This window comes from Citrobacter sp. MGH106, from assembly GCF_001037495.1.
GTDB lineage: Bacteria > Pseudomonadota > Gammaproteobacteria > Enterobacterales > Enterobacteriaceae > Citrobacter > Citrobacter murliniae.
Genome location: NZ_KQ089823.1, coordinates 645,287 through 660,028 on the forward strand (window position 1 = coordinate 645,287; position 14,742 = coordinate 660,028).

General features: G+C 52.7%; 14 protein-coding genes. 3 read left to right on the forward strand and 11 right to left on the reverse strand.

Annotated features, from left to right (window positions below):
- Positions 1-84 precede the first annotated feature (84 nt).
- The 3 genes from glpX to SK36_RS22625 form a co-directional block, all read right to left on the reverse strand.
- Positions 85-1,095 (reverse strand): class II fructose-bisphosphatase, encoded by a 1,011-nt coding sequence (gene glpX, locus SK36_RS22615; RefSeq protein WP_045449305.1) that lies wholly within the window; start codon positions 1,093-1,095, stop codon positions 85-87.
- A gap of 133 nt (positions 1,096-1,228) precedes the next feature.
- Positions 1,229-2,737: a glycerol kinase GlpK gene (glpK, locus tag SK36_RS22620; protein WP_045449312.1), complete on the reverse strand. Its 1,509-nt coding sequence runs from the start codon at positions 2,735-2,737 to the stop codon at positions 1,229-1,231.
- A gap of 22 nt (positions 2,738-2,759) precedes the next feature.
- Positions 2,760-3,605, reverse strand: a complete 846-nt coding sequence (locus tag SK36_RS22625) for an MIP/aquaporin family protein (protein ID WP_045449313.1) — start codon at positions 3,603-3,605, stop codon at positions 2,760-2,762.
- Between the two features lie 428 nt (positions 3,606-4,033).
- On the opposite strand from SK36_RS22625, the gene zapB reads away from it, so the two are divergent.
- Positions 4,034-4,279, forward strand: a complete 246-nt coding sequence (zapB, locus tag SK36_RS22630) for a septal ring assembly protein ZapB (RefSeq protein ID WP_136345562.1) — start codon at positions 4,034-4,036, stop codon at positions 4,277-4,279.
- 217 nt (positions 4,280-4,496) lie between these two features.
- Here the strand turns inward: zapB and rraA are convergent, their stop codons facing one another.
- The 7 genes from rraA to priA all read right to left on the reverse strand — a co-directional run bounded on the left by rraA (position 4,497) and on the right by priA (position 12,520).
- Positions 4,497-4,982, reverse strand: a complete 486-nt coding sequence (gene rraA, locus SK36_RS22635) for a ribonuclease E activity regulator RraA (RefSeq protein ID WP_045449315.1) — start codon at positions 4,980-4,982, stop codon at positions 4,497-4,499.
- A 92-nt stretch (positions 4,983-5,074) separates the two neighbouring features.
- The gene (gene menA / locus SK36_RS22640) at positions 5,075-6,004 is read right to left on the reverse strand and encodes a 1,4-dihydroxy-2-naphthoate polyprenyltransferase (protein WP_045449316.1); all 930 of its coding nucleotides are present in this window, start codon (positions 6,002-6,004) and stop codon (positions 5,075-5,077) included.
- Between the two features lie 67 nt (positions 6,005-6,071).
- Positions 6,072-7,403 (reverse strand): ATP-dependent protease ATPase subunit HslU, encoded by a 1,332-nt coding sequence (gene hslU / locus SK36_RS22645; protein WP_045449318.1) that lies wholly within the window; start codon positions 7,401-7,403, stop codon positions 6,072-6,074.
- 9 nt (positions 7,404-7,412) lie between these two features.
- Positions 7,413-7,943 carry an ATP-dependent protease subunit HslV gene (gene hslV, locus SK36_RS22650; protein WP_003028805.1) on the reverse strand — a complete coding sequence of 177 codons (531 nt, stop codon included), beginning with the start codon at positions 7,941-7,943 and terminating at the stop codon, positions 7,413-7,415.
- A 91-nt stretch (positions 7,944-8,034) separates the two neighbouring features.
- Complete coding sequence (ftsN, locus tag SK36_RS22655) at positions 8,035-9,045, reverse strand: cell division protein FtsN (RefSeq protein ID WP_075261821.1); 1,011 nt, start codon at positions 9,043-9,045, stop codon at positions 8,035-8,037.
- Between the two features lie 93 nt (positions 9,046-9,138).
- Complete coding sequence (cytR, locus tag SK36_RS22660; protein WP_045449321.1) at positions 9,139-10,164, reverse strand: DNA-binding transcriptional regulator CytR; 1,026 nt, start codon at positions 10,162-10,164, stop codon at positions 9,139-9,141.
- Positions 10,165-10,321: 157 nt separating this feature from the next.
- Positions 10,322-12,520 carry a primosomal protein N' gene (gene priA, locus SK36_RS22665; RefSeq protein WP_048223394.1) on the reverse strand — a complete coding sequence of 733 codons (2,199 nt, stop codon included), beginning with the start codon at positions 12,518-12,520 and terminating at the stop codon, positions 10,322-10,324.
- Between the two features lie 204 nt (positions 12,521-12,724).
- Between priA and rpmE the strand changes: the two genes are divergently transcribed.
- The gene (gene rpmE / locus SK36_RS22670; protein ID WP_008787040.1) at positions 12,725-12,937 is read left to right on the forward strand and encodes a 50S ribosomal protein L31; all 213 of its coding nucleotides are present in this window, start codon (positions 12,725-12,727) and stop codon (positions 12,935-12,937) included.
- Between the two features lie 54 nt (positions 12,938-12,991).
- On the opposite strand, the gene metJ is transcribed toward rpmE, so the two are convergent.
- Positions 12,992-13,309, reverse strand: coding sequence for a met regulon transcriptional regulator MetJ (gene metJ, locus SK36_RS22675; RefSeq protein WP_003862042.1), 318 nt, complete (start codon positions 13,307-13,309; stop codon positions 12,992-12,994).
- 270 nt (positions 13,310-13,579) lie between these two features.
- On the opposite strand from metJ, the gene metB reads away from it, so the two are divergent.
- Positions 13,580-14,740, forward strand: a complete 1,161-nt coding sequence (gene metB, locus SK36_RS22680; RefSeq protein WP_045449327.1) for a cystathionine gamma-synthase — start codon at positions 13,580-13,582, stop codon at positions 14,738-14,740.
- The last annotated feature ends 2 nt before the right edge of the window (positions 14,741-14,742 follow it).

A 14,742-nucleotide genomic window follows, 5' to 3' on the forward strand; every position in this document is an offset into this window, starting at 1 on the left:
GTCTGATTTGCTTGCCTTATCTTCGTTCGCTGAACAAAAAAATTCCAGTCCCGGAGGACTGGAAAGCTCAATCAAACAAATCTGTTACAGGATGTGCGCCTGCACATCAGGATCTTTGCGATCCAGGTAGTGAATGGATTGAATGCGGCGGATCGTGCGCGATTTCCCGCGGATCAGCAGTGTTTCAGTGGTTGCGATATTGCCTTTACGGCTAATCCCTTCCAGCAGGTCGCCTTTGGTGATCCCGGTCGCTGAGAAAATCACATTGTCGCTGCGCGCCATTTCGTCCAGACGCAGCGCTTTGCCTGCTTCAATGCCCATTGCCTGGCAACGAGCCAGTTCCTGTTCGCCAATGCGACGATTCTCTTCGCTGTCGCCCTTGACGTCGTGACGTGCCAGCAGGCGGCCCTGCATGTCGCCATCCAGTGCGCGGATTACGGCAGCGGAAACTACACCTTCCGGTGCACCGCCGATACCGTACAGTACGTCGACTTCGCTGTCTGGCATGCAGGTCAGAATTGAGGCGGCGACATCGCCGTCAGGAATGGCAAACACGCGTACGCCCAGCTTCGCCATCTCAGCGATAACTTCATCATGACGAGGCTTTGCAAGGATGGTGACGGTCAGCTCACCAAGTGGTTTACCGAGTGCGGCAGCAATGTTACGCAGGTTAGCTTCCAGCGGCAGATTCAGGTCGATTGATCCTTTCGCACCAGGGCCGACAATTAGCTTTTCCATATACATATCCGGCGCGTTCAGGAAGCAGCCTTTATCACCGACAGCCAGTACTGCCAGGGCATTCGCCTGGCCCATTGCTGTCATGCGCGTGCCTTCGATTGGATCGACAGCTATGTCTACGGCATCGCCGAGACCGGTCCCAACCTTCTCACCGATAAACAACATTGGTGCTTCATCGATTTCGCCCTCACCAATAACAATAGTGCCGTCGATGTTGACCTGGTTGAGCATAATACGCATGGCGTTCACCGCCGCGCCGTCAGCGATGTTTTTATCGCCGCGACCCAGCCATTTATAGCCAGCCAGTGCGGCTGCTTCGGTCACGCGTGAAAATTCAATGGCAAGTTCTCGTCTCATTGCAAACTCGTAGCAGAAAGGAATGGCGCGAAGTGTAGCACAGGGTAAGGGGCTGGATTATTGATGTGTGTGCGTGTGCAGGGTTGAGAAGGTTTTGCCGGATAAGGCGTTAGCCCCATCCGGCATTTCAGCATTACTCTTCGTGGTCTTCCCACGCCAGGGCGCGTTTGACCGCTTTTTTCCAGCCGCTGTAACGGAAGTTACGCTCTGTGGTTTCAATACCAGGGCGGAATTCACGTTCAATAACAGCTTTTTCCTGCAATTCATCCAGATTCTGCCAGAAACCTACGGCCAGGCCTGCCAGGTATGCGGCACCCAGTGCGGTAACTTCGCGGACTTCCGGGCGCTCAACGCGAGTGCCGAGAATGTCTGACTGGAACTGCATCAGGAAGTTGTTGGCAACCGCACCGCCATCAACACGCAGTGCGTGCAGACGAATACCGGAGTCGGCCTGCATCGCTTCCAGAACATCACGGGTCTGGTAAGCGATAGACTCGAGCGTTGCACGGATGATGTGGTTAGAGTTTACGCCACGGGTCAGACCGAAAATCGCGCCACGGGCATACGGGTCCCAGTACGGTGCACCCAGACCAGTGAATGCCGGAACAACGTACACGCCGTTGGTGTCTTTCACTTTGGTGGCAAAATATTCGGAGTCGAAAGCATCGCTGATGAGTTTCATTTCATCACGCAGCCACTGGATGGATGCGCCAGCCATAAACACCGCACCTTCCAGCGCGTAGTTCACTTCTCCGGTTGGGCCACAGGCGATGGTGGTCAGCAGTCCGTTTTCGGACTTAACCGCTTTCTCACCGGTGTTCATCAGCATGAAGCAGCCGGTGCCGTAGGTGTTTTTCGCCATCCCTTCCTTCACGCACAGTTGGCCGAACAGCGCAGCCTGCTGGTCGCCTGCGATACCGGAGATTGGAATACGTGTGCCACCTTTACCACCGATGTTGGTCTGACCGTAGACTTCGGAGGAACGACGAACTTCCGGCAGCATTGCGCGCGGGATGTCCAACGCATCCAGCATCTTGTCGTCCCAGTCCAGGGAGTGGATGTTGAACAGCATGGTACGTGAGGCGTTGGTGTAATCCGTTACGTGTACACGTCCCTGAGTCATTTTCCAGATAAGCCAGGTATCCACTGTACCGAACAGCAGTTCACCGCGACGAGCGCGCTCACGAGAACCTTCTACGTGGTCAAGGATCCACTTTACTTTGGTGCCGGAGAAATACGGGTCAATTACCAGGCCGGTGTTGTTACGGATGTAATCTTCCATCCCGTCGCGCTTGAGTTTCTCGCAAATATCAGCGGTACGACGACACTGCCACACAATGGCGTTATAGATAGGTTTACCGGTCTCACGCTCCCAGACGATAGTGGTTTCACGCTGGTTAGTAATACCAATCGCTGCAATTTCATCGGAACTGATATCGGCTTTCGCCAGCACTTCTACCAGCGTGGAGCTTTGGGTCGCCCAAATTTCCATTGGGTCGTGTTCTACCCAGCCTGCTTTCGGGTAGATTTGCTCGAATTCGCGTTGTGAAACGCTAACGATATTTGCATCGTGGTCCATCACGACCGCGCGGGAGCTGGTGGTGCCCTGGTCGAGCGCAACGATATATTTTTTCTCAGTCATAATTTTTTGTCCCGTAGTCACATTACTGCGAAGCTTTTTGTTGAGTGTTGGCCGCAATGTCTTTCTCTTCAATCGCGCAGACATCGCACGGTAAATGGCGACCAATCAGTTTGCGATATGCCCATGCGCCCAAAATCGCGCCGGTAATCGGGCCAAACACCGGTACCAGGAAGTAAGGAATATCGCGACCACCTGTAAAGGCAATCTCACCCCATCCTGCGAGCCCGGCGAATAGTTTCGGCCCAAAGTCACGAGCCGGGTTCATCGCAAAACCGGTCAGTGGACCCATGGAGGCACCAATAACGGCAATCAATAAGCCGATCAGCAGGGGTGCCAGCGGACCACGAGGTACACCGTTACCATCGTCGGTCAGTGCCAGAATCAGCCCCATTAGAATAGCGGTAATGACCATTTCAACCGCGAAGGCCTGCACAAAATTGATATGCGGGTTCGGGTAGGTGGAGAAAGTACCAGCCAGACCCAGGCTCTCGGTACTGCCGCGCACGATATGGTTAGTTTGTTCGAAATCGATGAAAAGATTGTAATAAAGCCCGTAAACCAATGCCGCTGCGCAAAAGGCGCCGGCAATTTGCGAAATAATAAAAGGTACTACTTTGCGTTTGTCAAAACACGCAAACAACCAGAGTGCGATTGTGACTGCTGGGTTCAGGTGTGCACCAGAAACGCCTGCCGTCAGATAGATAGCCATCGCTACCCCCAGACCCCAGATGATACTGATTTCCCACTGACCAAAAGTAGCGCCAGCCACTTTAAGTGCAGCAACACAGCCCACACCGAAGAAAATCAACAACCCGGTACCGAGGAATTCAGCAATGCACTGGCCTTTTAAGGTTGATGTTTGACTCATAATCGGATCCTGAAGAGAGTTTAATGTTTATTGTGTTCGAGAAGGTCACTGACATCCCCGGAGCCGGTAGGCACACTGTTAATTTATCGTTAACGAGCAAAAACGAGAAATATCGAAATTGAAATGTGTGTACTACATCAACAAAATGAGCGTTATCGCGCCATAACGAGGTATTTGTTATACAAAAAGAGTGTGAGCTGAATCATTTCATTAACCAATATGTTAACACTTTTGAGTTATGCGCTGTCTGTCACCAGGACAAAGATTAAAAGTGTTGCAAACCGCAATCTGCGCGGGATGCTGCTGGACAGGGATGGCGCGGCTTCATACAATCGGAGCTAAGTAGAGTGCGCTCGTTTTTATTAAGGCGTCGCCGGTTATCGGGACGAGGATTTTTATCCATCAACGCCTTGCAATTCAGGAGAGGTATGACGATGTCATTAGAAGTGTTTGAGAAACTGGAAGCAAAAGTACAGCAGGCGATTGATACCATCACGCTGTTGCAGATGGAAATCGAAGAGCTGAAAGAAAAGAATAACTCACTGACGCAGGAAGTTCAGTCTGCACAGCAGCAGCGTGAAGAGCTGGAGCGTGAGAATAACAGTCTGAAAGAACAGCAGAATGGCTGGCAGGATCGTCTGCATGCTCTGCTCGGCCGTATGGAAGAAGTCTAATTACGCTTTATCTTTCGCGCCGTAGCAGCGTTGGCTGCGCTTAGTTACCCCCAGTCTCGTAGTTTACTATGCTCCTGGGGATACCTTCGTTTGCCGCCTTGCTACAACACGAAATCTCTCGCGTAATCGCCCCTACGTGTAGGCTGGATAAGGCGCAAGCTGCTTCCGGTACTCAGCGATAACGCATAAAAAAGGCACCTTGCGGTGCCTTTTTTGATCACTCGATATCGAGCGGGTCTTCGGAAAGGATTATCCCGGTATTGTCGGCGTACAGATGGTCGCCGGAGAAGAACGTCACGCCACCAAAGTTGACGCGCACATCGCTTTCCCCGGTTCCTTCACCTGCGGCACCCACCGGAATAGCGGCAATCGCCTGAATGCCGATGTCCAGTTCTTCCAGATCGTCTACCTGGCGGACTGAGCCGTAGATGACCAGACCTTCCCACTCATTCTGTACAGCCAGACGAGCCAGTTCGGCATCGACCAGCGCACGACGGACAGAACCGCCGCCATCGACCAGCAGAATTCGACCACGGCCATTTTGTTCGAGCAGATCGTACAGCAACCCGTTGTCCTCGAAACATTTTACCGTGATGATTTGTCCGCCAAACGACGACCGTCCCCCAAAGTTAGAGAACAGCGGTTCCACGACGTTGACATCTTCCTGATAGATGTCACAAAGCTCGGATGTATCGTATTTCATAGGCTTAACGTTCAGTTGCTGCGAGAATTTTTAGTATATCGCGCTATGTGTACTGTTGGCAAAATCATCAATTGTTAATTGATATTTGTCAGTTAAAGGGACCACTGACTTAAGAAAATCCCAACAACAAACAGTAAGTTAGTTAATAGCGCAGCTTTCACGGTGCGTTCCAGCATTGGGCGCATCGCTGTAGGATCCATCTCATGCATCACATATCTTGCCTGTTTGATCAGCAACGGAGCGGCCAGAATAAACAGCCATCCCCACAGACTTTGCAGCGAGAACAGGTTAAACAGTGCCAGGCAGACCAGCGTACCCATCAGCAGGCAGGCATGGTAACGACGGGCATTGACGGCGCCTAAACGTACAACCAGCGTGTTTTTGCCATTTTCTCTGTCGCTGTTGATATCGCGCAGGTTATTGATATTGAGCACGGCGGTTGCCAGCAGACCGCAGGCCGTTGCCGGCAAAATCAACGCGGGAATAAGCGTATGCGCCTGCAGATACCAGCTCCCCATAACGCTGAGCCAGCCGAAGAAGACCAGCACGGAAATATCGCCCAGGCCAATATAGCCGTAAGGACGATTACCTACGGTATAAGTGATAGCGGCGATAATCGACAGGCCGCCGAGTATCAAAAAGCCGACAAAATCAGTCAGCGTGTGGCAGGCCACTGCTACCAGCGCCAGACCGGACAAGCAGATCAAGACCACGGTGATAATCAACGCGCGCTTCATTTCCTGCTGCGTGATGACCCCTTTTTGCATTCCACGTAACGGCCCTATGCGGTCGGGCTTGTCGCTGCCTTTGACAGCATCGCCATAGTCGTTCGCAAGGTTGGACAGAATTTGCAGCAGTCCTGCCGTGATTAATGCCAGCAGAGCAACCAGCGGATCGAAATACCCTTGCCACCATGCTAATGCCGTACCGACGATGATCGCCGCGAAGGCGAGCGGTAAGGTCTTAGGTCGTAAACTTTCCAGCCAGGCTTGTGAGCGGCTAATTTGTTGTTGTTCAGTCATATTTAGCGCCAATAAAAATGGGGCTTTATCAGCCCCATCAACAGTGATGAAAATGCATTGAACGCGATTATAGGATAAAACGGCTCAGATCTTCATCTGCGACCAGCGCATCCAGATGTTTGCTCACATATTCGGCATCAATTGTGATGCTTTGGCCGTTCAAATCGCTCGCATCATAGGAAATATCTTCCATCAGACGCTCGAGAACGGTATGCAAACGACGTGCACCGATGTTTTCGGTGGTTTCGTTGACCTGCCAGGCCGCTTCGGCAATACGTTTAATACCTGATTCAGTGAAGTCGATATTCACGCCTTCGGTCGCCATCAGCGCTTTGTATTGCACGGTGATAGAGGCATTCGGTTCAGTCAGAATACGCTCGAAATCGCTGGTGGTCAGCGCCTGTAGCTCGACGCGGATTGGCAGACGACCCTGCAGTTCTGGGATCAGGTCAGACGGTTTCGCCACCTGGAACGCGCCGGAGGCGATAAACAGTATGTGATCGGTTTTCACCATGCCGTGCTTGGTGGAGACGGTGCAGCCTTCAACCAGCGGCAGCAGGTCGCGCTGTACGCCTTCACGGGACACATCCGGACCAGAAGATTCACCGCGCTTACAGATTTTGTCGATTTCGTCGATAAACACGATCCCGTGTTGTTCAACGGCGTCGATAGCTTCCTGTTTCAGCTCTTCCGGGTTGACCAGTTTCGCCGCTTCTTCTTCAATCAGCAGCTTCATCGCATCTTTAATTTTCAGCTTACGCGGTTTTTGTTTCTGGCCGCCTAAGTTCTGGAACATGGACTGCAACTGGCTGGTCATCTCTTCCATTCCCGGAGGCGCCATGATTTCTACGCCCATCGGTGCAGCAGCGAGATCAATCTCAATCTCTTTATCGTCCAGTTGGCCTTCACGCAGTTTTTTACGGAACGCCTGACGTGCAGCGGAAGGTTCCTGCGGCTGTTCTGACTGTCCCCAGTTATTTTTGGCTGGAGGAATCAGCACATCGAGAATACGTTCTTCCGCCATTTCTTCTGCACGGAAGCGGTTTTTCTCGATAGCCTGAACGCGAACCATTTTAATGGCTGCGTCGGTTAAATCGCGGATGATGGAGTCAACTTCTTTACCAACATAGCCGACTTCGGTGAATTTCGTTGCTTCAACTTTGATGAACGGCGCGTTGGCCAGTTTTGCCAGACGGCGGGCAATTTCGGTTTTACCGACACCGGTTGGACCAATCATCAGAATGTTTTTTGGCGTGACTTCATGGCGCAGCTCTTCGTCGAGCTGCATACGGCGCCAGCGGTTACGCAGGGCAATCGCCACGGAACGCTTGGCGTTATCCTGGCCGATAATGTGTTTGTTCAGTTCGCTGACAATTTCGCGTGGGGTCATTTCAGACATGGGGGATCCTTACGCTTTGGAGTTCAATTCTTCGATGGTATGGAAGTGGTTGGTATAAATGCAGATATCCCCTGCAATATCCAACGCTTTCTCAGCAATCTCGCGTGCGCCAAGCTCGGTGTTTTCCAGCAGAGCGCGTGCTGCAGCCTGGGCGTAGGGACCGCCGGAGCCGATGGCAATCAGATCGTTTTCTGGCTGGATGACATCGCCATTACCCGTGATGATGAGCGATGCAGTTTCATCTGCAACGGCCAACAATGCTTCGAGTTTGCGCAGCATACGATCGGTTCGCCAGTCTTTCGCCAGTTCAACGGCAGCTTTCACCAGATGACCCTGATGCATTTCCAGTTTGCGTTCAAACAATTCAAACAGCGTGAATGCATCCGCAGTGCCGCCCGCAAAGCCCGCAATGACTTTGTCGTTGTACAGACGGCGGACTTTTTTCACGTTGCCTTTCATTACGGTGTTACCCAGTGTGGCCTGACCATCACCGGCGATTACCACATGGCCGTTACGGCGTACGCTTACTATTGTTGTCACGAGCAGACCCCTTGGTTACAAATGCAGAATACAGGCCCCGCACAGTGTACGGGGCGTAATGCAAGTATAGATGGGGGGGATTTTGGGGGTTTCAACCCCCGGTAGCGAGTCGAATGCAGTTTGTGTGGCCAGCCACTTTCAGACGACTGATAGTGTTGTCGGCATTTTCTTTGCCTTTGAGCGGGCCAATGACCACGCGATTCCAGCCGTTGTTGGTGGTTATGCGGGAATTGAAGCCCTCAAAGGCCAACTGAGCACGCACAGTTTCTGCCTGCTCAGCCCCTTTAAATGATCCACACTGAACCATCCAGCGACGTTCATCTTTTTTCTCTGCCGTCTGTTTTGGCGCTTCTGTTTCATGCGTAATCGGCGCGGCTGGTTGCGTTTTCGGCTGAGCAGCTGTGGTATGCGCTGGCGTCTGCAACAGATCCTGGTACGGCTGTTGGGCCGCCGGTTTTGGCTGCGTTTGACGCGGCTGTTGTACCGGCGCAGCTTGTACCGTACGCGTTTGTTGCTGTTGCTGTTGCTGTTGCTGTTGCTGTTGCTGTTGCTGGTAAGGTTGTTCCGTTACCCGCGTACGCGGCTGCTGAGCCTGTTGCTGTGCGTTGGTCCACTGCTGTTGCTGCACCTGACGCTGGCGCTGCAGAGTTTGCTGGCGTTGTTCAGGCGTTTGTTCGTTCCACGGTACCTCATTGAGCTGCGTGGGCTGCTGACGCATATCAGCCTGCATTTGCGCCAGGAGCTGACGCTGCTCATTGGTAAGCTGATCGGCGTTAAGCACTTCACCGCCAGCAGAAGGTTCGGTTGGCGCACGCACGCCCGGCTGGCGGCTTTCCAGCTCTTTGATGTATCGCCAGCGTTCTTCCGGTTTCGGTGGGATCCCATTACCGGTGACTTTCTGGCTTTGCAGCGTTTCGGACTCTTCTTTCTTGTGATGCGTAATGAAGTACAGACCACCGATAAAGGTCACAAGTACGGCTGCCGCAATAGCGACCATCGCGGGGGATACCGCTGACGTATTGCGTTGCTTTTTCCGTGAAGTGCTCTTTTTGCGCCGCGAAGGTGCCGGTTGGCCGCGACGTACATAATCTCGTTGTGCCACTATCGTTTCGCTGTATTTATTCGTTCGTCAGCCCGCCATGTTACTTAAGCGGCGGGCCTTTGACCAGACAGGGGAGTCCGAAAGCACTTTACTTTAAGTCAATGCCCGCGTAGAGCCCCGAATAATAAGCTCACAGTCCAGTAAACGTGAGCCACTACTGACGTTATGCCCTTGTAATTGATCGAGCAGTAACAGCATAGCTTCACGTCCGATATCGAAACGCGGCTGTGCAACGGTTGTCAGGGGTGGATCACAAAATTCTGTGAGTGAAATGTTATCAAAGCCAATAATGGATAAATCGTCAGGTACTTTTAAGCCCTGACGTTTGGCATATGAGAGTGCGCCCAGCGCCATGACATCGCTGTGACAGAAAACAGCGGTAGGCGGCTGTGGTAGCTCAAGCAGCTGTTTCAGTGCGTTTGCACCTGCTTCATAGGTAAAATTACCGCGCGCGATAAAATGTGGATCGACCGTAATCCCGCTGCGGCGCAACGCCTGAACGTAACCTTGCAGGCGGTAGTGACACAGTGGCATATCCTCTGGCCCGGCGATACAGCCAATACGCTGATGACCCAGTTCAAGCAGATAGTTCATCGCATTAAACGCAGCGGTGAGGTTATCAATATGAACGGTGGGGAGCTCCAGCTCTGGCGCGAATTCGTTGGACATCACCATCGGTGGCAAATTGCGTTGCTCTTCCACGCTGGCATCAAACGGCAGACGTGAGCTAAGCAGTACCATGCCATCGATCTGCTTGGTGATAATGAGGTTAAGAAAAGTCTTTTCCTCCTGGTTCTGGTGCGCGCAATCACCGATCAGCACCAGGTACCCCTGCTCCGCGGCGGTGACCTCAATGCCCCGGATAATTTCACTAAAGAACGGGTCGCAAATATCCGGAACAATCACCAGAATGGTACGTGATTCATTGCGCTTAACGTTGCGCCCCATCGATTGGGGGAGATATCCCACTTCCAGCGCGGCCTGCTCAACCCGGCTACGGGTGGACTGAGAGACTTTGTCCGGGTTCATTAATGCACGGGAGACGGTTGCCGTGGAGACTTTCGCCTTCAGGGCAACATCTTTCATCGTAGCGGCAGCGACCTGCTTATTCGGTTTCACTCTTTCTCCTCGCCAGAGAGCTGCTGGCGCAGACCTGTCCCTGGGTAACCTTCATTTGAAATATTTTTATCAGATAGTGAATAGAAGCAGTTACAGAATTTTCATAAAAAGTGTGATGGATATTTAATTTTACGATCCGCCTCGCATCATGAGGGGGCTATCCCTCAATGGGATCGACATCCAACACCCATTTGACCTTGCGTGCATCAGGCAGCGTATTGATTAACGCCAGTGTCCCGCTAACGATATGTTGCAGTCGAATGCGTGACGGATGTTGCAACAAAATTTGCCAGCGATAACGGCCGCCACGCTTGGGTGCCAGTGCAGGAACCGGGCCGAGCACCCAGAGTTTGTCGTCGGCCAGCGGACTGGCCTGAATCAGATTGCGCAGTTGCTGCAGGAACATCGGCGCATGCTGATTGTTATGGTCTTCTGCCCGTACGATCACATGACTGGTCCACGGTGGAAGCTGCAGCGTTTGGCGTTCGGCCAGTGCCTGTTCGGCAAAGGCGTCATAACCTTTATACAGTAAGGTTTGCAGCAGTGGATGTTCAGGGTGGTGCGTTTGCAGCACCACTTCACCCTGTTTACCGGCACGGCCTGCACGCCCGGATACCTGTGTGTAAAGCTGGGCGAAGCGCTCTGCTGAACGAAAATCTGCCGAGAATAGCGCACCGTCCACATCCAGTAATGCCACCAGTGTGACGTCCGGGAAGTGGTGACCTTTTGCCAGCATTTGTGTGCCGATAAGAATTCGTGCGCCGCCGCGATGCACTTCTGCCAGATGCTGCTCCAGCGCCCCTTTACGGCTGGTGGTATCGCGGTCAATACGCGAAATCGGTACACCTGGGAAGAAGGGGGCTAAAGCCTGTTCAAGCTGTTCGGTGCCGAGTCCGACCGGTACCATATGCGTAGAACCGCAGGAAGGACACTGACGCGGTATGGGACGCTGACTGTCACAGTGGTGGCAGCGCAAATGATGCTGCGCCTGATGCAGCGTGTAGTAGTGATCGCAGCGCGGGCATTCGGCAATCCAGCCGCAGTCGTGGCATAGCAGTGCAGGGGCAAATCCCCGGCGATTAAGAAAGAGAATTACCTGATTATCCGCCTGCAGATGCTGACGCATGCGGGTGATAAGCGCAGGAGCCAGTCCGGCCTGTACCTGCTGACCTTTTAGATCCAGTACGTGCTGAATGGCAGGACGCGCATTTCCGGCGCGGCGCGTCAGGCGCAGCATACGGTATTTTTTTTGCCGCACGTTGCACAGCGTTTCCAGCGCCGGAGTGGCCGACCCGAGAATAATGGGGATCTGCTCGCTGTGGGCGCGGTAAACCGCCAGATCGCGGGCGTGATAGCGCCAGCCTTCCTGCTGTTTATAGGAGCTGTCGTGCTCTTCGTCGATGACAATTACGCCGAGATTTTTAAACGGTGTAAACAGTGATGAACGCGTACCGATGACAATCGCCGCTTCACCATTTTTCGCTTTCAGCCAGGCAGAAAGACGTTCGCTGTCATTCAGACCGGAGTGCAATACTTCTACCGGAGCATTGAAGCGTTCGCGAAAGCGGGCAATGGTTTGTGGTGTCAGACCAATCTCCGGCACCATCACCAGCGCCTGTTTGCCCTGGGCGAGGATATTTTCCAGTACGCTCAGATAGACTTCTGTTTTGCCAGAACCCGTCACGCCTGCTAGTAGCCAGGCGCTAAAACAGTCTGATTCGCTGTGAATCGCTCCAACGGCAGTGGCCTGTTCGGTATTTAGCCGTAACCGCTCACCGGAAACGGCGTAGTGCGTGCGCCAGTCACTGAAACCTGGCGTTTCGCTCGCCAGGTCGCAGAGACCTTTTTTACGCAGTGCTTGTAATGCGGCGTCATTAAATTCGAGTTCAGCCACCTGGTCACGCCAGATTTTTCCCTGGCGTAGCGCTGCCAGCGCCTGCTGTTGTTTGGGGGAGCGCTTCAGGCTGTTTAAATCAATAACCTGACCTTCTTCGGTGGCAAACCAGTACCACATTGGCGCGTTAGTGGCAGGTCTTCCCTGGCGTAGCAGAATAGGCAAAGCATGAAACAGCACGTCGCCAATAGGGTGGTGGTAATAATCAGCAGCCCACAGCAGTAAACGCCAGACGGAGGAGGAATAGACCGGTTCGCTGTCCAGTACCTCAATCACGGCTTTTAATTCATTCAGCGGCAGTTCGCTTTGCTCGCTTACCGACAGGACAATGCCGACACGCTCCTGCTGCTTGCCAAAGGGCACACGTACGCGACACCCGGCTTTTGCGTTCATGCCTTCCGGCAAGAGGTAGTCAAAGGTGCGGGGTAGCGGGACGGGTAAGGCAACGTGCGCAACGGGCATTTAATCATCCTGACTTGAATTCTGGCGGGTTAGTATACACATTAGTGAGAAGCGGAATGCGGATCAGTTTGCATGAGCAGGTTAATTTCTGTATGATTCGCCGCCTTTGATACAAATTTGTATCACTGACCTATACTATTAACATCGCGTGGTGTCTGGCGTTAGGGCTGGAAGAGCGACGCGGCCTTAAACCGAGGTTTCCCCATGAAAAAAGATATTCACCCGAAATACGAAGAAATTACTGCAAACTGCTCTTGCGGTAACGTCATGAAAATCCGCTCTACCGTCGGTCACGATCTGAACCTGGACGTGTGCGGTCAGTGCCACCCGTTCTATACTGGCAAGCAGCGTGATGTTGCTACCGGTGGCCGTGTTGATCGCTTCAACAAGCGTTTCAGCATCCCGGGCAGCAAATAAGTTTTTCTGCTGTCAAAAAAAAGCGCCTTACGGCGCTTTTTTTGTACCCGGCGTTTAGTATTCCCACGTTTCCGGGTCGATCCCCAGTTCACGCATAATTACCTTCGCCTCTTCAGGAATTTCATCACTGCGTTCTTTACGCAGATCATCATCGTTGGGTAACGGTTGCCCGGTAAAGGCATGCAGAAACGCTTCACACAGCAGTTCGCTGTTGGTGGCGTGGCGCAGGTTGTTCACCTGACGACGCGTGCGTTCATCGGTAAGGATTTTTAACACCTTCAGAGGAATGGAAACCGTAATTTTTTTGACTTGCTCACTCTTCTTACCGTGCTCAGCGTATGGGCTGATATATTCGCCGCTCCATTCAGCCATGAGATACCTAATCCTCTTTGTCATTTATATTGAGGCCGGAAACTGAGCCCGAGCCATAATTTCATTGCGCGTAGTTTATCGTAGTGGCGAGGCCCTGACACGAAGTTAGCCATCGCAGATGTGCGCTAATGCATATAATTTTAACGGCTATTTCCAGTTTGCTCAATCTATACGCAAAGAAGTTTAGATGTCCAGATGTATTGACGGCTATTGTAACAATGATTACTCTGGTGCCTGACTTTTCACCGGCTCAGCCAGGAACTCCTCAATATGACGCGTAAACAGGCCACCATCGCAGTGCGTAGCGGATTAAATGACGACGAGCAGTACGGTTGCGTTGTCCCGCCGATTCACCTTTCCAGTACCTATAACTTCACTGGTTTTAATGAGCCGCGAGCCCATGACTATTCACGTCGCGGCAACCCGACGCGTGATGTCGTCCAGCGCGCGCTGGCTGAGCTGGAAGGAGGGGCTGGTGCAGTGCTGACCAATACTGGCATGTCGGCGATCCATCTGGTGACTACGGTGTTCCTGAAGCCTGGTGATTTACTGGTGGCGCCACACGACTGTTACGGCGGCAGCTATCGTCTGTTTGACAGTCTGGCGAAGCGCGGTTGTTATCGCGTCCTGTTTGTCGATCAGGGTAATGAGCAGGCACTCAAGGCGGCACTGGCGGAAAAACCGCAGTTAGTGCTGGTGGAAAGCCCGAGTAATCCCCTGTTACGCGTGGTGGATATTGCGAAAATCTGCCAGCTGGCGCGTGAAGCTGGCGCGGTGAGTGTTGTGGATAACACTTTTTTAAGCCCTGCACTGCAAAATCCACTGGCATTGGGCGCCGATCTGGTGTTGCATTCATGCACGAAATATTTAAACGGTCACTCTGATGTGGTGGCTGGCGTAGTGATTGCGAAAGATCCTGAAACGGTCACTGAGCTGGCATGGTGGGCGAATAATATTGGCGTAACCGGCGGCGCATTTGATAGCTATCTGCTGTTGCGTGGCCTGCGTACTTTGTCACCGCGTATGGAAGTGGCACAACGTAATGCTCAGGCGATTGTGGACTATTTGCAAACCCAGCCGCTGGTGAAAAAACTGTATCACCCGTCACTGCCGGATAATCAGGGGCATGAGATTGCCGCGCGCCAACAAAAAGGTTTTGGCGCGATGTTGAGTTTTGAACTGGATGGTGATGAGCAAACGCTGCGTCGCTTCCTGGGCGGGTTGTCGTTGTTTACGCTGGCGGAATCATTAGGGGGAGTTGAAAGTCTGATCTCCCACGCCGCAACCATGACACATGCGGGTATGGCACCAGAAGCGCGTGCTGCTGCCGGAATTTCTGAAACGCTGCTGCGTATCTCCACCGGTATTGAAGATGGCGAAGATTTAATTGCCGACCTGGAAAATGGCTTCCGGGCTGCAAACAAGGGGTAAAC